We start from the raw sequence: 21,085 nt of genomic DNA, 5'->3' as shown, positions 1-21,085 counted from the left end.
ATATAATTGACTACTTGATAAAAAACCTCTCCTCATTGAAATTTATCAAATTAAATACAAGTAGTTCAAGATGTTAAAAGGGAAGTGAAGGCCACTTCCTTTTTTGTGAAAATAAAAACAGTATTTACTATTGTTTGAATATTGTTTATAAATCAACGATTATGCAAAGAGTTCTTTCAAAATTATTATCAATTATTTTAGTATTTATAATACTGATATCTTTTTTGTAGAGCTCTAATGCCTTTTTTTCACGGCGATGCAGGCATCGATAACAGGATTCGATTATTTCTCCAGTATTTGTAGCGATTAAATAGTTATTGCAGTCATTTGTCAACAATTGACCTTTCAATAGTTCATCAAATATCATTACCTTTCCCCCTCTTGTTTTATGATATTAAAATATCATAATTAAAAGGTAAATAATATAGGTGGAATGATTGTTGAAAATAGTTACATTAGATGTAACAAAAAGAAGGCATTTTAGCCTTCTTGATCGATTGAAAATAAAGATATGATATCAGCTGTTGACATCTTAGTAATACTCCCGTCATTATTTTCAATAAAAATATTTGATAAATCTTGTTTCTGAGCTTGAAGTTCTTGGATTTTTTCTTCAATACTGTTTTTCATGATTAATTTATAAACTTGTACGTTATTGGTTTGACCAATGCGATAAGCACGGTCAGTTGCCTGGTTTTGAGCCGACATATTCCACCATGGGTCAAAGTGAATAACAATCGATGCTGCGGTTAGATTTAGACCGGTTCCTCCGGCCTTTAAAGAAATTAAGAAAACATCTGTATTGTCATTTTGAAAAGCGTTAACTAATTGATGACGTTTGATTTTATTGGTTGCCCCGGTTAAAACGTAATATGATATATCCTCTTTACGAAGTTCTTTTTCTAATAAATCTAAAGAGCTGGTAAATGATGAAAATAATAGAACTTTTTGATTGTTTTCTTTAGCTTTCTTTATTATATCTAGACAAGCTTTCATTTTTGAACTAGGACCAATAATTTCATTATATAGAATTCTAGCATCGCAGCAGATTTGACGTAATCGTGTCATCATTGCTAGAATTTGAATTTTATCAATTCGTTCAACGTCTAATGCTGTCTTAAGTTCGCTATTAATTTGACTTAAATTAGCTATATACAGATTTTCTTCTTCTTTATTAAAAGCAATCTTAATGTTATTCTCAATCTTATCAGGTAATTCTTCTAAAACTTCTTGTTTTGTTCTTCTTAAAATAAATGGTTCAACCATTTTCTTTAAACGAATTTGAGCATCTTTATCTTCATCGCGAACGATTGGACGCTCAAAATGTTCTCTAAAATAATTGTAATTATATAAATAGTTAGGCATCAAAAAATCAAAAATTGACCATAACTCTGCAAGTGAGTTTTCAATTGGGGTACCTGTTAGTGCAAAACGATGAGTACCATGTAACTCTTTTACTGCTCTGGCATTTTTTGTTGCTTGGTTTTTAATGTATTGAGCTTCATCGAGAACAATATATTCAAATTTAAATGGTTTATATAATTCAAAATCCCTTCTTATATAATCATATGATGTAATGATAACATCGTAGTTGTTTATTTGTTCAATCATCTTTTTACGAACGGATAATGTTCCACTAATACATAGGACATTGAGATCGTTTGAGAATTTTTTTATTTCATCCTGCCAGTTTAATATTAGGGTTGCTGGGGTTATTACAATACTAGCTTTGTGATTCTTTTTAGCGTCTTCTAATACAGTAATCATTTGTAAGGTTTTTCCTAATCCCATATCATCAGCAAGAATTCCTCCGAATCCATAATCGCTCATTGTTTTGATCCATTTATAACCAGTACATTGGTAATCTCTTAAAATATCACTGAATGGTTCAGGAACAGGATAATTATTGATATTGCAGTTAGTTAGATGGTTGATGAGTTCTTGGAATTGTTGGTTACGGTTAAAATTAATTGTTTCGCTATCTTGTATTAATTCGTTTAAGAATAATGCTTTGGATTTATCGACTATGATAGCGCCATCTTGAATATTTTTGTTTTCAAGATTTAAATCTTGAATTAAATTATAGGCTTCATTTAAAGTTTGATCTTCTAAATTCACAAATTCACCATTTTTTAAACGATGATAGGCTTTGTGTTTTTGGTATGATTCTAAAATATCTCGGATTTCATCTTTTGAAACATTAATACTGTCTAAATCAATCTCTAATAGATCATTTTTTAAACGGATACCAATGTTTAAAGAAATGTTTTTAGGTTTATTAATATTTTTAATGTCTTCACTGACAAATACATCACAATATCTATTTAATTTAGGCAAAATATTTTTTATAAAATAGTATATATCTTCATCGTTATTGGTGATTAAATACATATTCGTTAGTTCATCATATTGCGCGTAATCTTCAATCATTGCTAGTGCTGTATCAACGTTGAGTGGCAGCTTGGTTTCATAACTGTCAATATATTTACCGTCAAATAATATATTACCTTCATCATCACGATATTCAAGATTGATTGTTAAATCACCAAAGTTATTCAAATCAACGTAAGTAAGTAAAGTGATCACACTAGGCATATAATCGTCGATATTAGCTCCTGTAATGGCAATATAAGGTAAGATTTGATCAATGATATATTTGCCAAAATAACCAAAATCTTCTTTTGCGACAATGAGATTTTCTTTATCTAATTTAGAAATCAGTTTTTTAGTAATTTTAGACATTTTAAGACTGTAACGATTTAAAATGTTTTTGTCTAAATAATATAAATATTGGTTACCAATAATTAATTGGCCGCCTAATGGCAAAAGTGATATTTCAAAGTAATCTTCTTTATCTTCGATGTTGATTGTTAAATTATTTAGATCAATAGTGGTAAAAAACATATTGATGTTAAGATTTGTGAGATATGTTTCAAAAAATTCATCAATATTATATTTGTTAATATCAATAGAACGATATCTTTCAATATCATCAATAAATTCGCTATTATCCCGAATAAAATCAATTTGTTTTAATGCTTCTGAACTAAATGATTTACGATTGTAATCGGTTGTTAACTGACTACCGTAAGTATATACATTGTGATAACGATAGTTATATATGAATTCTTTAAGATTTTTTATTAAGTAAGTTTTATTTTGACCAATTCGATAACTAATCAAGATTCGATTAAATGAATAATTAATATTAGGAATTAAATCAATCAATGAATCATTTGTTAGTTGAGGATCTTGCTGATTAGTGTAGTCGGTAATTAATTTTTTTGATTCTTCGAGTTTTGTTTGAATTAATTTTTCTTCACGAACGCGTTCAAAGGCTTCAATTTTTGCTTTGTAATCAATTTTTTGATTAAACTGAAAAGGAATTTCAGACATTTCTAAACTATAAAATTTTAATAATAGTACCCCAATATGACCACATGCTAATTCATCATTATGGCAATAAGGGCAATCACATTCAAAATTATTTATTTTTCCTCCAGTATCTACGACGATATGACAAGTACTACTACGACCATATATTTCAACAGTACCATCAATGTGGTACTCATTTCCCTGTTTTAGAACGGACATGTTTGTGATTACATTATCTTTATAATAACTGTGAGCAATTTTCCAGTTTTTTTCATTAAATATCCTATTTATTTCATCATCTTTAATATACATGTTCTTTCCCTCCGATAGAATATTATATCATTATTTTAATGATTACCAAATAGATAACATTAAAAAAAGATAAATAAAAAAAGATATTTTATGACAAGGAATAAAGTGTTATAATATGAATGCGGTTACTTATGCCGGTATAGCTCTAACGGTAGAGCAATCCACTCGTAATGGATAGGTTGCTGGTTCAAATCCAGTTGCCGGCACCATAATTTTATTTCAATAACTTTATCTGATTATTTAGAAAAGTTATGAATGTCTATATATGAAGCGATAAACTGTATTCAATTTGTCGCTTTTTCGTTTTATCATATTTTAAAAGAAAGCAGAAAATTAATAAATGTAATATAAAGTTGTAATCGATTTTATAAATTCAAACATTTAATTATAGATTGATTTTTTAATTACATGAAGAATATGTGAAGAAGTAGATTATGATTATTATATATATCTAATTTTATTTGATGATGAAATTAAGAATATTATACAGGATTTTAAAATAAATGATGGTTCTACGTATACAGATGCAAGTTCTTTGACAGAGGGAATGATGGACTAAAGAATTAACAACTATAGAAAAAGCTTTTAGGTTTGATTAGATAAAATGTGTATATGCTCAAATTTTACTAGAATATCATCTGATTAAAAATGATATTTCAAGATATATAAATATTTTATGTACATTAGCTGATTTTAAATGTATACGATAATTTAAAAATTAATAATATCATTGATAGTTATCATATATTATTGACAATAGGTTAAATAATTGTTATTATATTGGTGTAAAATTGAACAGAAGGATTGTAACTCTTTGAGGCATGACCTATTATTTAGGATAATGAATCAAAGAGTTTTTTTGTATAAAAGGAGGAGTTAATATGTTTAAATTTATGAATAAACAAGATGGAGGAATTGTTTCACCAATAGATGGAAAATGTATAAATATAGAGGATGTTCCAGATAAAGTATTTTCAACAAGAATGATGGGTGATGGCTTTGCAATTATTCCATCAGATAATATTGTTGTTTCACCTGTTGATGGAATAATTGTTATGATACCAAATAGTAAACATGCATTTGGAATTAAAACTAGAAGTGGGGTTGAAATATTAGTACACGTTGGTTTGGATACTGTAAACTTAAAAGGTAGAGGATTTGAGATATTTGTCAAAGTTGGCGATAAGGTAAAGAAGAATATGCCTATATTAAAATTTGATGATAATATTATGGATGAAATGAATATAGATAAAACAACTATGGTTATATTTACAGCAGGTTATAATCAAAGTATAAAATTAGAATGTTATGATAGGGAAGTTCATAGAGGAGATACTTTGATTAAATAGAAGGAGGAATACTTCGTGAAAGTCATCAAAAAAATAAATAATAATATAGCAATTGCAGTTGATGGGGAAAACAATGAAGTTATTGTATTTGCTAAAGGAATTGGATATGGAAATATTCCCTATGAAATAAAAGATCTCTCTGTTATTGAGCGAACCTTCTATGATGTTGACAATAGATATTATGGTCTACTTAAGGAAATACCAAATAACATTTTTAACTTAGTTACAAAAATGGTGGATGTTGCAAAAAAGAATATTGAAGATGAATTAAGTCCTAATTTAGTGTTTATTTTAGCTGATCATATTAATTTTGCTGTTATTAGGGAGAAAAATGGTATGGATATTTCGTTACCATATTCTTATGAATTAGAGTATGAATATCCACTATTAACAAAAATATCAAAGTGGATGGTAAAAAAAACTAATGAGGAATTAGATACTCATTTACCAAAAGGTGAAGTTACAAGTATAACTATGCATTTTATTAATGCACTTGAAGGTACAAATACGAAAATGCATGAAGGTAATATTGAAAATAAGATATCAAAGGTTATCTTTAATGTTACTAACATAGTAGAAAAACATTTTAATTTTAATATAGACAAGAAGAGTTTTAATTACTTTAGGTTTAAAAATCATCTAAAATATTTTGTTCAAAGAAAAGAAGCTAGAGAAATGTTCACAGATAACAATCGTGAATTATATGAGAGCATGATAGAAAAGTATCCAGATACCTATGATTGTATCAGTAAGATAGATAACTATTTTTATCAGGAATATAAAGAAAAATGTACGACCGAGGAACTATTATATTTATTAGTCCATGTTAATAGATTGTATATAAAAGAGGATTGTCACCGAAAGGGCATCACCCCAGAAAAGTAATACTTTGATGGGGTTTTATTTTACTCATTACATTATTTGGCGCGCAAGATAATGTTTTGTATATAAAAAGGAGGAGAAAAAATGGCAAAGAAATATGAAAAACTTGCTAAAACGATTTTAGATTCAATCGGTGGAAAAGAAAATATTACATATTTTCAACATTGTACAACCAGATTGCGTTTTAATTTAAAGGACAGGAGTATTGTGAAGATATCTGATATAGAAAATGTAGATCAGGTATTAGGAAGTCAATGGTCCAATGATGAATTGCAGATCATTATTGGACCCGCAGTTGCTGATGCTTATGCGGAAATTTGTGAGTTTGGCAATCTCCAAAGAGAAGAAGCAATTGATGAAGATCTTGATGGAAATGCAGAAAAGAAAAAAGTCGCTTTAAAATCTGTACTTATGGGAATTATGGATGGGATATCAGGATGTATCACGCCGATTATTCCAATGATGATTGGTGGAGGAATGATCAAAGTATTCTATATGCTTGCGAATATGGTAGGAATCTTGCCTGAAACAAGCTCAACATATCAAATTTTATATTGGTTGGGGGATGCTTTTATCTATTTCTTTCCCGTTTTTTTAGGCGCAACAGCTGCTAAAAAATTTGGAGCAAACCAAGGTGTAGGAATGTTGTTAGGTGCATTGCTTATTTATCCAAGTTTTATTGCAATGGCAACTGAAGGAGCTGCTATGTCAATTTTTGGATTACCGGTTTATGTTGCAAATTATTCAACTACCGTTATTCCAATTATTTTAACTGTTTATATTTTAAGTAAAGTTGAGAAACTAATTAATCGATATTGTCCAGATATTTTAAAATCATTTGTTGTCCCTACAGGTTCTTTATTAGTCATGTTACCAATTATGTTAGTAGTAACGGCACCGTTGGGATACTATATTGGAACTTATGTGGCAGAAGCGGTTATTTGGATTTATGAAACAATTGGTTTCTTAGGGGTTTCTATTTTGTGTGCATTGTTACCTTTAATGGTTATGACTGGTATGCATACAATGATGACACCATATTGGACTTCGGCCTTCGCCTCTTTAGGATATGATCCTTTCTTTTTACCAGCTATGATTCTTTCTAATATGAATCAATTTGCAGCGACTTTAGCAGTATCATTAAAAGCTAAGACAAAAAAAGTAAAATCTACTGCCATGTCGTGTGCGGTTACTGCAATTGTTGGTGGGGTAACAGAACCGGCTATGTTCGGGATTACTTTTAAGTATAAAAAACCATTGTATGCAGCGATGATTGGAAATGCAGCTGGAGGATTAATTGCTGGACTATTAAAAGTTGCCTGTTATGCATTTCCAGGATCAGGAGGTATGTTTGCAGTAGTTACTTTTGCGGGTCCAGGAAATAATTTGATATTCTTTTTAATTGCTGCATTGGTAGGAATGATTATTACATTTATATTAACTTATATTTTAGGAATAGATGAGAAAGAGGTGTAGGGAGTGGCTTTTCCAAAGAATTTTTTATGGGGTGGCGCAACGGCTGCTAATCAATTTGAAGGTGGTTGGAATGAAGATGGTAAATTAGATTCAACTGCTGATCACTTTACATTAGGCTCAAGAACAGAGCCAAGGTTATTCACTGAAAAAATAGATGAGGATAAATATTTTTATCCATCACATAAGGCGAGTGATTTCTACCATCGTTATCAAGAAGATATTGCTTTACTGGGTGAAATGGGATTTAAGGTTTATAGAATGTCAATTAATTGGAGCCGTATTTTCCCGCATGGTGATGATGAGGAACCAAATCAAAAGGGAATTGAATTTTATAGGAATGTATTTTTAGAATTGAAAAAGTATAATATTGAACCACTTGTGACAATTTCACATTATGAAATGCCTTATCATTTAGCAGAAAAATATGATGGCTGGTATGCACGTGAAACAATAGATTTTTATTTAAAATATTGTCAAACACTTTTCAATGAATACAAAGGACTTGTTAAATATTGGCTAACGTTTAATGAAATTAATAGTTTGATTCTTGGAGGTAATGGATATTTCTCTGGTGGAATTCTTTCGTCATCAAAAAAGGACATGGGAGCTGGCGTTATTGAAGATTTAGATACGTTATCAACAGTAGAACAACATAATGATATTGTGAAACAATATCAAGCATTACATCATCAACTTGTTGCTAGTGCATTGGCGACCAGAATGGCTCATGAAATTAGTGGTGAATACCAAATAGGATGCATGATTGCTGGAATTACACAATATCCATATTCTTGTCGACCTGAAGATATGTTATTAGTACAGAAAGAACGTAGAAATATTTTCTATTATTGTCCTGATATTCAAATAAATGGAGCATATCCTCGCTATGCACATCGTTATTTGAAGGAAAACGATATTCATATCAACTTTGGGGAGAATGACGAAGATATTTTAAAAAGCGGAACAGTTGATTTCTTTACCTTTTCATATTATTCAACTGGTTGTGTAACAACAGATAAAAATTTAGAAAAAACAAATGGTAATTTAATATTTGGAGTTGCTAATCCATATCTAGAAAAGAGTCAGTGGGGTTGGCAGATTGATCCTTTGGGGTTACGTTATTTTTTAAATGAAATATACGACCGTTATCATATTCCTATTATGGTTGTTGAAAATGGATTAGGACAAGATGATAAATTAGAAATAGATAAAACGGTTCATGATGATTATCGTATTGAATATATGAAACAACATATTCAGGCCATGTCTGAAGCTGTTGATGATGGTGTTGAACTTGTTGGTTATACACCATGGGGATGTATTGATTTAGTGGCTGCATCTACTGGCGAGATGATTAAAAGATATGGTTTTGTTTATGTTGATGTAGATAATTTGGGGAATGGAACATATAATAGATATAAAAAAGATTCATTTTACTGGTATAAAAAAGTAATTGCTTCAAACGGAAGAAAATTAGATTAAGTTAATATTCTGTTTATTCATTTATAAAGTTCATTGATTCTTTAAATTGGAATTAACCATAAAAAAAGATGAACAAAAGTTCATCTTAGTGTTTCAAATGGTGACCCGCAGGCGATTCGAACGCCTGACCCTCTGATTAAAAGTCAGATGCTCTACCGGCTGAGCTAGCGGGTCATAGACACTTAACAGTGCCATATAAAAATAACATAGTTTTGAAATAATGTAAAGCTATTTTGGGAAAAAATAAATTAATTTAGCAATGTTTTTCTTATAATGATGAAAATTGTTATAATTATTCAGCATAAAGAGAACATGAATTAGTAAAAGAACTAGCTGATATAATAAATAGTCCTAAAGATTTTGATCTTTAGGACTTCTTTTTGCTTGGGCGGGAAGGTCATATATTTTTCGTAGCTCTGAGATCGTTTGATAGATTTTAGGTTTATAAGTTTTTAAAGCATTTTTTTGATAATATAGAGAAGCAATTTTTTGATATAAATCATAATTATATTTTTTTATACAATTAAGGAAATAGGGTTTAGTTTGCCCTCGTAAATAGAGAGTACCGGGTAACACATAATCAGCGTTTACTTTTTTTGCCATTTTATATAATCCATTTAAGTTTCCGGGTTGATCAGTGAGATAAGGGATAATTGGCATAATGTGAATACCAGCATGAGCTTTAGTTTCCTTTTTGATTTGGTCAATTACTTTAAATCGTTCAATAATGGGTGAACTTCCTGGTTCGATGATTTTACGTAAGTCATCATCAACAGTAATAATAGTACAAGCAATATTAACATAGGTTATTTTTGATAATTCATTGATTAGTTCAATATCACGAAGGATTAATGATGATTTGGTAGAAATAATAATAGGTGTTTTATACTTAATCATTAATTTTAAAATTTCTGGCATTATTTGTAATTGTTCTTCTAAAGGCTGATAACTATCACAAACACCCCCAATATTAACTAATTCGTGTTTCCATTTAGGTGATGATAATTCTTTTTCTAAACAAGATAAAATATTCTCTTTATAATAGATCGTGCCAAAATAATCATTGTTGTCAAGGTATTTATGACTGTAAATGGCATAACAATAAATACAACCATGTTGACAGCCGCGATAGATATTTAAATCCCACTTAAAGGGAAATCGCCCACTAACTTTATTTAAGGCGCTTTTAGATTCTAATGGTTGATATTTCATTTTATCACCTTCTGATTTAATCATAACATATTGCTTGAAATATGTATGTAAAGAATCGTTGTTGGGAATATTAATTCTACATAATTCTAATAATTGTTATGATTAAATAAAAATAAAAAGGATGAATGGTGATGAAGACTAAATATGTGCTAGTATTGATGGCAATGATGTTTGTTATTAGTGGCTGTAGGGAAGAGGTAACAAAGGAAGTAGGAGATACAACGATTAATATTGCAGAACTAAATGGCAAAAGAGAAATTGATAAAAACGATAAAATATTTGCGAATAATGATCAGGGTAAGCATGATTTATTAATGTTGATGGCTAATAGTGTGGATCATTATAATTTAATTAGTGGAACAATGCTTTCAACGTTAAGCTATCAAGGACAAAAAAGTGAAAGCAAGTATATTTTTCAAGTTAATGTTCCAGAATATCAGTCATATATTTATTTAGTTCCTTCAAAAAATGAAGAAAGCCAAGTAACTTTTAGAGATAGTGAAAGAATGTATTTTTTTGTTGGAGATTTAGTGAGTTTAAATAATAACTTAGATGAATTAATCAATAAGCAAATGATGACAGTTGAGGATGTAAGTAAAGATGATAGCTTATTTAAATATAAAGATTTGACACTTGAGGAAAGGGTTGAAAATATGGATATTAGTCGAGTAGCTAATGATTTGTTTGGCGATGTAGCACCATATTTATTACCTGAAGATATTGCACTCAGACAAATAGGTACTGCTTATAATAATTATGAAATAAAGGGAGAAGAAAAATATCTTAATCGAGATACTTATAGAGTAGAGGGGAAAATAAATGATAGTCTCTATAATAGTGATAGCACTTTTTCTATGTTGGTCGATAAACAAACTGGAATTGTTCTTAAATATACTAGGACTACAAAAGATAGTCTGGTAGAGATGAAGATGGAAGGTATTTCGATTGATGAAATGAATGAAGAGAATATGTATGCTAAATATCTTAGTCAAAAGTAGAATTTTTACTACTTTTTTCTTTTTTGATAAAAAAATAAATTTTTTTCATAAAAAGGGTTGCATCATTCTAGGGATAATGATATTATATTAGGGCACTAAGTTGCTTGAATAGCTCAGTTGGTAGAGCAATCGGCTGTTAACCGATCGGTCGTAGGTTCGAGTCCTACTTCAAGCGCCATGGCCTGTTGGAGAAACGGTTAACTCACATGCCTTTCACGCATGCATTCACGGGTTCGAATCCCGTACAGGTCACCATTATGGAGGTTTAGCTCAGTTGGGAGAGCATCTGCCTTACAAGCAGAGGGTCAGCGGTTCGAGCCCGTTAACCTCCACCATTTTTGTTATAAGCCGGCTTAGCTCAATTGGTAGAGCAACTGACTTGTAATCAGTAGGTTGAGGGTTCAAGTCCTTTAGCCGGCACCATTAAATATGCGGGTGTGGCGGAACTGGCAGACGCACTAGACTTAGGATCTAGCGCCTTCGGCGTGCAGGTTCGATTCCTGTCACCCGCACCATATTGAATGTGTTGAAGCGATAAACATGTAAATTGTTTATCGCTTTTTTGTATTTCTAATAAAAGACGGAGTGGAATAGTTATTGTGCCTAAGAGACTGCTAAATAAGAACTATCGGATCAATGTTGATGGCATTGCAAATATTTTGTATAAAAATGTGTAAATCCCTATGTAGAAAAAATATAAATCGATTATCATTAATTACGATATGATATTTTATATACTATAAAGCATAGATAAAATAAATTTACATTAGCGCAAAAGACTGTAAAAAAAACAGTACATTTTCTGATCATAATCTTTATCTTTTATATGCAGAATTTAGTTATTAATTATCTATACCATGAAAATCAAATTGTTAAAAAAGCTGCTGATAGAATTGAAAGTAAATTGAATATAATTATAGATGATATATTTTAAAGAAGACCATTTACTATTATCATTTTATCAGGAAACTATAATGAAAAATAATTTTCTTTTAGAGATTACAGTTTTTCTATGGAAATTCAGAGTGATAAAAAATGAGGGTCATGTTTGGTTTAATTTGATAGAGACAAAGTATATGTTGTGATATAATAATGCTACTATGAATAAGCGAAACTACCAAATATTAAAATATTTAAAAGAAACAGAGGAATATGTAACTTCTGAAACATTAAGTGCTATGAATAATGTTAGTACAAAAACCATACTTAAAGATATAAAATCTTTGAATTGTGATATGAAAGCAACAGATAATTATATAGAAGTCACTCCATCTCGTGGTATTAAGCTGGTAATTAACGATATTGAAGAATTTATAAATTTATGTAATTCTTTTAATGATACTAACGATTTTTCAATTTATAGTGTGACAGAAAGAGAGGAATGGATTCAAAAATATCTGATTGAGAATAATGGTTGGGTCAAGGCAGAAGCTCTATGTGAAAAGCTTTTTATCTCTCAGTCGGTATTATCACAAAATATTAAATCCGTACGAAAGGCTTTTCAAAAATATGATTTAATATTATTACAAAAACCTCATTATGGAATGAGGGTAGAAGGCAGGGAGTTTAATAAAAGACTCTGCCTCGCACAGATTTATATTACACATATTGATCAAAGAGAAGGGTTTCCTGGAACACAATTTAACAATGATGAGCTCCAGCTGATTTTGAAGATTGAAGATATTGTAGATAGAATATTAACTAGATATCAAATATCAATGTCTGAAGTTTCAGTTCAAAATTTTATAATTGATATTTATATCTCTTTAAAAAGAATTAAAAAAGGAATATTTTTAAAATCAACTGATAAGATGGTTATCGATATAGCTCGCTGGACTGATAGTATAGTGGCTGTTGAATTGGCAAAATTAATTAATGATGAATTGACAATAGAAATGAAAGATCAAGAAATAGTATCACTTTCTATACATTTAGCAGCAAAAAGAATTATTCGTCATTTTGATGAAAGTATCCATCGCATTATCGAAGATTTTGATGTTAATAAGTTAGTCAATAATATGATTAATAATATTAACTGTAAATGGGGAATCGATTTAACTCAAGATGAAGAATTAAAATCACAATTAGTGTTACATTTAATCCCCTTGGAGGTTCGTTCGCGGTATAATGTAGTGCTTCATAATCCGCTAATTGATAAAATTAAACAGCAAAATATCTTTGCCTATCAAATGGCAGTAACAGCTTGTGATCAATTCAGTGATTATCATGGCAACCGCCTTAGTGAAGATGAGATGGGTTATATTGCATTACATATGAATCTAGCTTTATTGCGTACGCAAATAAAAAACAAGAAAAATATTTTAGTTGTAAGTGGTCTAGGAAGAGGGACAGCTCATACATTGGCTTATCAAATTAAAGAGATGTATGGAAAATATATTAATGAGGTTAAGACAGCTGATTATATTGAGTTAAATAATTATGATTTTACAAATATTAATTTATTAATATCCAGTATTCCACTAAGACGTGATTTTTCTGTACCAAGTATTGAAGTCAATTATTTTTTTAGTGATAATGATAAAAAGAGAATTGAAACAATACTGTGTGATCAAGAAGTATTTAAGATAAGAGATTATATAGATAAGCGAATGGTATTAACATCAATCAATGCGGATACTAAGGAAGAAGCTATATCATTTATAATCAATAGCACTAATTATGATAAAAATATAATTCAAGAAATAATTGAAAATGATAAGGTAGCTAATCATGAATTAGATAATATGATTTCTATTTTATCTTTAAATGGAATAAGTGCAAATAATCAAACAGAAGTAATTATTGGTATTTTATCAAAGCCAATTCTATGGAATGAAAAGAGGGTTCAATTAATAATTGTTCCCTTGATAGGAGAACCGATAAATTCAAAAATATTAAATTTGTATCATGAATTAGCTTATATGATTAAAAATCCTTTATATGTTAAAAGGATCATCAGAAAGAAAACTTATGAAGAAATTATTGCGATTTTTGAAGAAATCGAAACGGTTTTAGAACGATAATAACTAGCTGTTTTTACTAAACTATCTAATAAGAAGATAGGGTAACTGCGGATTAAATCGGCAGTTATTTTTATTTTACAAAGATAAATTAGCACGATACAAATTTTATACTTAATGAGATTCCTTATAATTTATATGTAATATTTATTTTTTGATAACTTCCACAAATAAATAGAAATTAAAAGCATGGAGTTCCATAATAACTCATTTTATAATTATAGCTAAGGAATATAAGAAAATAGTTTACTGCAGGAATGAAAACTTATATTTTTTGGAAAAGGAGAGAGGAGATAAAATGAAGTTATCTGAAAAATTACAAAATGGTTTATTAGCATTCTCTGCTAAGATTGAAGCAAATAAATATCTTGGCTCAATCAAGGATGCCTTTACGATGTATGTACCTTTTATTATTATTGGTTCATTTGGAAGTATGTTAAATATTTTAGTTTCGGGGACTAGTGGTTTAGCACAATGGTTTCCATGGTTAATAAAGCTATCACCAGCTTTTACAGCAATGAATTTTGTTACTATTTCATGTATGGCATTACCTATTGCTTTTTTAATCGGTACTAAATTGGCACAAAGAGAAGGGTTGCCAACTTTAGAAAGTGGATTGATAGGGTTATTAGCATATTTAGCAGTATGTCCTAATGCCATTAGTACGGCTGTTGAGGGATTGAAAGATCCTATTATAATCAGTGGTTTGGGTTCAGGAGTTATTGGGGCCCAGGGCTTATTTGTTTCTATGCTCATATCAATCATGGCTATAGAATTATTAAAGGGATTATCAAAAATAGATGCCATTAAAATAAAGATGCCTGATTCAGTACCAACAGGAATAGCACGTTCATTCAATATTTTAATTCCAATTTTTATTATTATTGCATTGTTTGCTATTTGTGGATGTTTATTCGAATCGTTCACTGGTAATTACTTAAATGTATGGATTTATAACATTATTCAAATTCCATTACAAGCATTAGCAAATACAACGATTGGAATCGTGGTATTATCTCTTGTCAATCAACTATTTTGGTTTCTTGGAATTCATGGAGGAATGGTTATCGAAGGGATTAGAGGTCCATTATCAGCTGCTGGATTGGCAGATAATATTGCTGCGGTTTCAGCAGGACATGTTGCAACAAATATTTTAACAAGGGGATTTTGGACAAGTTTTGTTGTTGTAGGCGGTGGTGGAATCACACTGTCATTATTAATAGCTATATTATTATTTTCAAGACGTGAAGATCATAAAGCAATTGCTAAATTTTCAATTGTTCCAGGTATTTGTGGTATTAATGAACCGGTAGTTTTTGGCTTACCATTAGTATTAAATCCAATTTTTGCTATTCCATTTATTTGTAACTCTGCGATTGCTGCGTTAATTGCTATTTTTGCGACTAATATAGGCTTTTTGACATGTGGCATTGTGGATTGCCCTCCTGGGTTACCGATTTTTATTACAGGGTTTATAAGCTATGGATTACATGGAATTATTATCCAGGCAATCATTTTAGTTGTAACTTTCTTTGTCTGGGTTCCGTTTGTTTCAGTATCAAATAAACAGGCGGCAATTGAAGATGCAACAGAAAAATCTGAAAAAGATAAAAATATGAATGGAGAATGATTATGAAATTTCCTACAAATTTTTTATGGGGTGGCGCAACTGCTGCAAATCAATATGAGGGGGGATGGCAAGAAGGGGGAAGAGGTATTGCTGTTCACGATATGTTAACTGATGGAAATCAAGAAAATCCTAGAAGAATTTATTGTAAAGCTGATAATGGTAATATTACAAGTATTCAGGCTGGGGAATGTATTCCATTTGGATTTCACCCATTTATTAAGGAATCAGAATATTATCCAAGTCATAATGCTACAGATTTTTATCATTGTTATAAAGAAGATATTAAATTAATGGCAGAAATGGGGTTTAAAGTATATCGTTTATCTATTTCATGGACACGTATTTTTCCTCATGGTGATGACAAAGAACCGAATGAAGATGGTCTAAGATTTTATGATGCTGTTATTGATGAATTGAAAAAATATAACATCGAGCCTTTAGTGACAATTCTTCATTTTGATATGCCATTGAATTTGGCTGAAAAATATGGTGGATGGATAAATCGTAAATTAATAGAATTTTATTTGAATTTTGCTTCTACACTGTTTGAACGCTGGAAAACAAAAGTCAAATATTGGATTACAGTAAATGAGATTAATGTTTTAGGTGGATATTGGACATTAGGTCTTGCATCAAATAATAGGAAGACTAAAAGTAATTCTAATCAGGGGGAAACACCTGTTGAGGATGCTGGAATCAAGCTGCAGGCAATTCATCATTTATTAGTGGCAAGTGCTAAGGCAAATAAAATAGCTAGAAAAATAAATCCTAATTTTATGCTCGGGACAATGTGTGCTTTATCAGGAATATATCCTATGACTTGCAAACCAGAAGATGTATTTGGAGCATATGAATTTAGAAGAAAAGCGTTGATGTTTTCAGACATCACGATGAGAGGATATTATCCTAATTATGCTCAAAGTATTTTTGATGAATATAAGTTCACTTTAAAAAAAGAGCTGGGTGATGATGAGGTGCTAAAAGAAAATACATCTGACTATTTAGCTTTTTCGTATTATCGTACAACAGCATTTGATTGTGATGCAAGTAATACAACAACGACAGGAGGGCAGCAAGCATCACCCAATCCTTATTTACAAAAAACTGCGTGGGGATGGCCTATTGATCCCAAAGGTCTTAGGTTTGTTTTAAATGAATTATATGACCGTTATCAAAAACCACTATTCATTGTCGAAAATGGAATGGGTAATTATGATATTGTTGAAGAAGATGGAGCGATTCATGATGATTATCGTATTGAGTATTTGCGTAGTCATATTGTTGAATTCAAAAAGGCAGTAGAGATAGATCAAATTCCTTTACTCGGATACACGACCTGGGGGTGTATTGATATTGTATCGGCGGGTACAGGAGAAATGGCAAAAAGATATGGTTTTGTTTATGTGGATTTGGACGATAAAGGTAATGGTACTTTTAAAAGAAAGAAAAAAGATTCATTTTACTGGTATCAAAAAGTGATTGAATCAAATGGCGAAATTCTAGGCTAGATTATTTTATTTGTTTAAAATTATGTTATTTAAAGGGAATGGTTTCTAAAATCACTTCCTTTTTAGTGGGATAGTGAAACAATGTACCAGAATTATACTATTTAATGAAATATTGTACCAAAATTGTATAGACAGATTTAAAATGATAATAAATAATAGTATATTAAAGATATACTAGTGGGTTGTTACTTTAGGTAGGCAAGACCAAAAAAGTGTAATACTTTTTAGTCTTGTCTTTTTGATTAAAATACCTGTTCTAAAAGGAGGGAATAATAAAAGTAGACAATATACATTGAGTAAACAACACACAAATTAGAGAGGTGAGGAAGATGAAGAAACAGTTAAAAAAAATAATGACTATTGTCTTAACTGCTGGAATGGTAATTTCATTATTAGGAACACCATCTTTTGCAGTTGAACATGTAGGGACAAGCGATGCGGCTAAAGAAATGTATAAGAATACATATGCTAATTTAACGAATCGAATTACGAATCGGGGTTATGCACCGACTTCTTTGACAGGGGCTTATGAGGGAATGTTTATTCGTGATAGTTCGATTCAAGTAATGGCACAAAATGCTTATGGTGATTATCAAAAATCAAGGCAAGTATTAAATTTTTTGTTGAGCTATCAACAAGGACTAGGGGCAGATTATGCTCAGCATATCGTTCCTGATTATGAAGATGAAGAATTTGGGAACTCCTATCTATCCCAGGGAGAAACAGCACAGACACAAAATTTATATACCTCACAGACTTTTTCTGATCATGCGTTATTTGGGTTAAAAGGACCAAATAACGGTGGTGGAGTAGCATTTCAAACAGATAGTGATAAAGTAACATCAATTTCTATTTTCACTAATTCTACTGGAAATGATGTTTTAACTGGAAGTTTGCGAACAAATATTACAGATGCTTCAACAGAGTTGATAAGTAAAGAGATTACAGTTACTGCTAGTGGCTGGCAGACATTTACATTTGACCAGCCAATTACTGTAAAAAAAGGAGAAACTTATCATTTCTTTGTACAATCTAATAATGGTATTGCTATGTTCGGAAAGGCTGATGGGAAACCTGCGGATAATGCTATTATGGGTTATAATTATGATGTTCCGGTTTTAGGCGGCTTTGCAGAAAGCGCATATCCGGCATTTAAATTAAACGGAAATGATGATGAAAAAACAGATAATTCATTTATGTCAAATACAGATCATTCGATTGCTTTATTTTTAATTAATGCAACTACTAATAATTCTGCTTTTGCATTTGTGCCAAATAGTGATTCTATCTGTTCGTTTCGAGTTTATTTAACCGGAAGTGCTCCTGTTACTTTTAAGTTGACAACTGAACCTGGAAATGAGGCAAAAACAATAAAAACTATTTCACAAACAGTATCAAGTAATGGCTGGCAAACAGTTGATTTTGGAGAAAATATTCCTGTGACACCAGGACAAAAATATTATGTTCATATTACAACAACCAGCGGTCAAGTTATTGCTTGTGGTTCTTCAATGTTTGCGGGTTCTGTAGCATCTATGAACTGGGAAAATAATGTTTGGTCACAAACTGGTTATGTTATTGCAGCGGAAGTATTTTCAGAAGTTAATATTGCTCAATCACCATATGCTCAAAAAATTTCATTAAATGGTGATGCAATTCAAGCCGTTTCTTTTACTGCTGATGCTAACGTGGCAGGTGGTAATTTGATTGGTGAATTAAGAGAAAGTTTAAATAGTAAGGCTATTGCTTCAGGGGAGATAGCAATTGAAAAAGCTGGAGTACAAAATTATCAAATTGATTTTGGAAAAGAAGTTAAAGTCGCTGCCGATAAAGATTATTATTTTGTTTTATGGGCTGAAAATAATGATTATGTACAATGGAATTATAACCCTGCTCTTAAAGCAAGCGCCTATAGTTTAAATGGTGATAATTGGGATAGTCATGATTTTGATTTTGAGTTAGATATCCTACCATTATATTCGGGTGATTATCGAGTACCGCTTATGACAATTGGAGATAAAAATATTGGGATTCAGGAAATTCCATCTTTAGATCAATATGTAACGGCTGTAGATGTATTGTTAGGTAAAAATAATTTAGAAGAGGGAATTGCTATTGCAACTTTATATAAAGGATATGGTGCAGAAGCAATCAAAGTAGATGACGCTGCGATTGATATTTCTAAGCTATCTTCAAGTGGGCAAATGGTACATTTAGAATTTAGTTTATCGTTGGAACAAGTCGATAAAACGCAATCTTATTATTTAGAAATTAAAGCTCCACAAAATAGTGATAATACAATTACTTGGTATGGAAGTAAAAATGTGGATAATTTAGCAACATTATATAACGGGACTGCAGTAGCTGGAGAGGCAGGCTATGTTGCATATAAATCCAATCTTCATACTTTATCCAATCATGTTCAAATTGATGGGAATTATATGTTGATCCATGCATGGGCTCAATTTGTTAATGGATGTAAAAAGACGGTAGAAAATCAAGAGTTTATCAAAAAATCCTATCCAATTATTAAAAGATTTGCAAATTATTATATTGATCAAGGATACATAAGTGACGAATATAATTTAATGAGAAATGACAGTTTTGAGCATTCACGTGAGGGAAGATATTGGAAATCTTATGATTTAATTACAAATGTATTTGCATCACAAGCTTTGTATGAACTAAGTGCTTTAGCAAAAGAATTTGGCGATAGTGATTCAGCAATTAAATGGGCTGATACTTCCGCAACTTTAACAAAGGGAATCAATGAATATTTAACAACTGAAGTTGATGGAGTTAAAATTTATGCTGAATTATATGATATTGATAATAACATGAAGTTTATTAAAGGAATGTCATGGGTCAATTGGGCTCCAATGGCAGCTCAATGGTATGCAATGGATGAAAAAATCATGCAAAATACTTATGATATTTATGCAAAATACGATAGTCAAGATTATGATGATTATAAGATGTTAGATGTTGTCTATGATTTTGATACTCAACAAAGTGGAAATCATATTATTGGTAAAGGGTTAGCATGGGAAATTATGTTTAATCGCGTAAAAGACGATAATGAAAAGTTAGATTATTTAGCTAGTTTTATTTTAGATCATTCCACTCCTGGTGGTGTTTATCCCGAAACATATCAACCAAATGGAAATTTTTCAGATGTTGGAAACCAAGAGCATGCTTCTTGGCAGCATTATGCAATGAGCTGTGCTTATCCAGAATTAACAAAAACATATTCACTTCAAATATTAGAAGAATTAATCAATGAAATTCAGGTGTTAGATGCAAAGCTCTATACACTAGACTCTTATGCGAAACTCAGTCGAGCATTAGATGCAGCAATTAGTGGCTATAATGTTGAAAATATTACTAAAGAACAATGCGATGCATTGTACGAGGCACTTTTAGCAGCAAAAAATGAACTAACTTATTTAGATGCTGATTATCAGGCTGTTGATGCGGCTATTGTAGCTGCTGAAAAATTAAACAAGGATGATTATAAAGATTTTTCCAAAGTAGAAGCAGCAATAAATGCTGTAGTTCGTGGAAAAAATATTACACAGCAAGCTGAAGTTGATGCTATGGCAAAAGCAATTAATGATGCAATTGATACTCTTGAAAAGAAAGAGGGCAGTGTTACTCCAATTAACTCGATTAAGCCAGTTGACAAAAAGCCAGTAGTCCCAAATACGGGGGATGAGAATTTAATGAGTCTCTATATCTCTTTAATTGGGATCATGGCAGGTCTGTTTGTAATCATAAAGAAAAGAAAGAATATTTATTAAAAGAAGAATTCCTAGGAATTCTTCTTTTGCACCTGTTTAAA

General features: G+C 30.7%; 12 protein-coding genes and 7 tRNA genes. 15 read left to right on the top strand and 4 right to left on the bottom strand.

Going from position 1 to position 21,085, the window contains the following annotated elements:
- Nucleotides 1–145: 145 nt before the first annotated feature.
- The gene (locus tag EYR00_RS12705; RefSeq protein WP_003537221.1) at nucleotides 146–367 is read right to left on the bottom strand and encodes a hypothetical protein; all 222 of its coding nucleotides are present in this window, start codon (nucleotides 365–367) and stop codon (nucleotides 146–148) included.
- Between the two features lie 113 nt (nucleotides 368–480).
- A complete protein-coding gene (locus EYR00_RS12700; RefSeq protein WP_003537224.1) occupies nucleotides 481–3,687 on the bottom strand; it encodes an SNF2-related protein in 3,207 nt (1,068 codons plus the stop codon).
- Between the two features lie 133 nt (nucleotides 3,688–3,820).
- Between EYR00_RS12700 and EYR00_RS12695 the strand changes: the two genes are divergently transcribed.
- The 5 genes from EYR00_RS12695 to EYR00_RS12675 all read left to right on the top strand — a co-directional run bounded on the left by EYR00_RS12695 (nucleotide 3,821) and on the right by EYR00_RS12675 (nucleotide 8,876).
- Nucleotides 3,821–3,896, top strand: a tRNA-Thr gene (locus EYR00_RS12695).
- Nucleotides 3,897–4,568: 672 nt separating this feature from the next.
- Complete coding sequence (locus tag EYR00_RS12690; protein WP_003537226.1) at nucleotides 4,569–5,036, top strand: PTS sugar transporter subunit IIA; 468 nt, start codon at nucleotides 4,569–4,571, stop codon at nucleotides 5,034–5,036.
- A 15-nt stretch (nucleotides 5,037–5,051) separates the two neighbouring features.
- Nucleotides 5,052–5,921: a PRD domain-containing protein gene (locus tag EYR00_RS12685; RefSeq protein WP_003537228.1), complete on the top strand. Its 870-nt coding sequence runs from the start codon at nucleotides 5,052–5,054 to the stop codon at nucleotides 5,919–5,921.
- 81 nt (nucleotides 5,922–6,002) lie between these two features.
- Complete coding sequence (locus tag EYR00_RS12680) at nucleotides 6,003–7,394, top strand: PTS transporter subunit EIIC (protein WP_003537230.1); 1,392 nt, start codon at nucleotides 6,003–6,005, stop codon at nucleotides 7,392–7,394.
- 3 nt (nucleotides 7,395–7,397) lie between these two features.
- A complete protein-coding gene (locus EYR00_RS12675) occupies nucleotides 7,398–8,876 on the top strand; it encodes a family 1 glycosylhydrolase (protein ID WP_003537231.1) in 1,479 nt (492 codons plus the stop codon).
- 98 nt (nucleotides 8,877–8,974) lie between these two features.
- Here the strand turns inward: EYR00_RS12675 and EYR00_RS12670 are convergent.
- Together EYR00_RS12670 and EYR00_RS12665 are read right to left on the bottom strand one after the other, a co-directional pair.
- Nucleotides 8,975–9,050: transfer RNA gene (locus EYR00_RS12670), tRNA-Lys, on the bottom strand.
- A 177-nt stretch (nucleotides 9,051–9,227) separates the two neighbouring features.
- A complete protein-coding gene (locus tag EYR00_RS12665; protein WP_008791054.1) occupies nucleotides 9,228–10,088 on the bottom strand; it encodes an SPL family radical SAM protein in 861 nt (286 codons plus the stop codon).
- A gap of 131 nt (nucleotides 10,089–10,219) precedes the next feature.
- Here EYR00_RS12665 and EYR00_RS12660 point away from each other — a divergent pair, with 131 nt between their 5' ends.
- The 10 genes from EYR00_RS12660 (at nucleotide 10,220) to EYR00_RS12615 (ending at nucleotide 21,044) form a co-directional block, all read left to right on the top strand.
- A complete protein-coding gene (locus tag EYR00_RS12660; protein WP_009300724.1) occupies nucleotides 10,220–11,086 on the top strand; it encodes a hypothetical protein in 867 nt (288 codons plus the stop codon).
- A gap of 102 nt (nucleotides 11,087–11,188) precedes the next feature.
- A tRNA-Asn gene (locus EYR00_RS12655) sits at nucleotides 11,189–11,264 on the top strand.
- A gap of 1 nt (nucleotide 11,265) precedes the next feature.
- Nucleotides 11,266–11,341, top strand: a tRNA-Glu gene (locus tag EYR00_RS12650).
- Nucleotides 11,342–11,345: 4 nt separating this feature from the next.
- Nucleotides 11,346–11,421: transfer RNA gene (locus EYR00_RS12645), tRNA-Val, on the top strand.
- A gap of 12 nt (nucleotides 11,422–11,433) precedes the next feature.
- Nucleotides 11,434–11,509 (top strand) — tRNA-Thr (locus EYR00_RS12640).
- An 8-nt stretch (nucleotides 11,510–11,517) separates the two neighbouring features.
- Nucleotides 11,518–11,601 (top strand) — tRNA-Leu (locus tag EYR00_RS12635).
- A gap of 585 nt (nucleotides 11,602–12,186) precedes the next feature.
- Nucleotides 12,187–14,109 carry a BglG family transcription antiterminator gene (locus EYR00_RS12630; RefSeq protein WP_003537237.1) on the top strand — a complete coding sequence of 641 codons (1,923 nt, stop codon included), beginning with the start codon at nucleotides 12,187–12,189 and terminating at the stop codon, nucleotides 14,107–14,109.
- 295 nt (nucleotides 14,110–14,404) lie between these two features.
- Complete coding sequence (locus EYR00_RS12625; protein WP_008791103.1) at nucleotides 14,405–15,736, top strand: PTS sugar transporter subunit IIC; 1,332 nt, start codon at nucleotides 14,405–14,407, stop codon at nucleotides 15,734–15,736.
- A 2-nt stretch (nucleotides 15,737–15,738) separates the two neighbouring features.
- Nucleotides 15,739–17,244 carry a family 1 glycosylhydrolase gene (locus tag EYR00_RS12620; protein ID WP_008791104.1) on the top strand — a complete coding sequence of 502 codons (1,506 nt, stop codon included), beginning with the start codon at nucleotides 15,739–15,741 and terminating at the stop codon, nucleotides 17,242–17,244.
- A 329-nt stretch (nucleotides 17,245–17,573) separates the two neighbouring features.
- Entirely contained in the window at nucleotides 17,574–21,044 is a 3,471-nt protein-coding gene (locus EYR00_RS12615) for a DUF4082 domain-containing protein (protein WP_003537243.1), read from the top strand.
- Nucleotides 21,045–21,085 lie beyond the last annotated feature (41 nt).

It is taken from the genome of Thomasclavelia ramosa DSM 1402, assembly GCF_014131695.1.
GTDB lineage: Bacteria > Bacillota_I > Bacilli_A > Erysipelotrichales > Coprobacillaceae > Thomasclavelia > Thomasclavelia ramosa.
This window is presented reverse-complemented; position numbering and strand designations above follow the sequence as displayed.

What these genes read in the sequence shown, in the direction of transcription:
- EYR00_RS12700 (WP_003537224.1), bottom strand. Translation starts at nt 3,687, where the DNA reads ATGTATATTAAAGATGATGAAATAAATAGGATATTTAATGAAAAAAAC.
- EYR00_RS12660 (WP_009300724.1), top strand. Translation starts at nt 10,220, where the DNA reads ATGAAGACTAAATATGTGCTAGTATTGATGGCAATGATGTTTGTTATT.
- EYR00_RS12690 (WP_003537226.1), top strand. Translation starts at nt 4,569, where the DNA reads ATGTTTAAATTTATGAATAAACAAGATGGAGGAATTGTTTCACCAATA.
- EYR00_RS12625 (WP_008791103.1), top strand. Translation starts at nt 14,405, where the DNA reads ATGAAGTTATCTGAAAAATTACAAAATGGTTTATTAGCATTCTCTGCT.
- EYR00_RS12615 (WP_003537243.1), top strand. Translation starts at nt 17,574, where the DNA reads ATGAAGAAACAGTTAAAAAAAATAATGACTATTGTCTTAACTGCTGGA.
- EYR00_RS12620 (WP_008791104.1), top strand. Translation starts at nt 15,739, where the DNA reads ATGAAATTTCCTACAAATTTTTTATGGGGTGGCGCAACTGCTGCAAAT.
- EYR00_RS12630 (WP_003537237.1), top strand. Translation starts at nt 12,187, where the DNA reads ATGAATAAGCGAAACTACCAAATATTAAAATATTTAAAAGAAACAGAG.
- EYR00_RS12705 (WP_003537221.1), bottom strand. Translation starts at nt 367, where the DNA reads ATGATATTTGATGAACTATTGAAAGGTCAATTGTTGACAAATGACTGC.
- EYR00_RS12665 (WP_008791054.1), bottom strand. Translation starts at nt 10,088, where the DNA reads ATGAAATATCAACCATTAGAATCTAAAAGCGCCTTAAATAAAGTTAGT.
- EYR00_RS12680 (WP_003537230.1), top strand. Translation starts at nt 6,003, where the DNA reads ATGGCAAAGAAATATGAAAAACTTGCTAAAACGATTTTAGATTCAATC.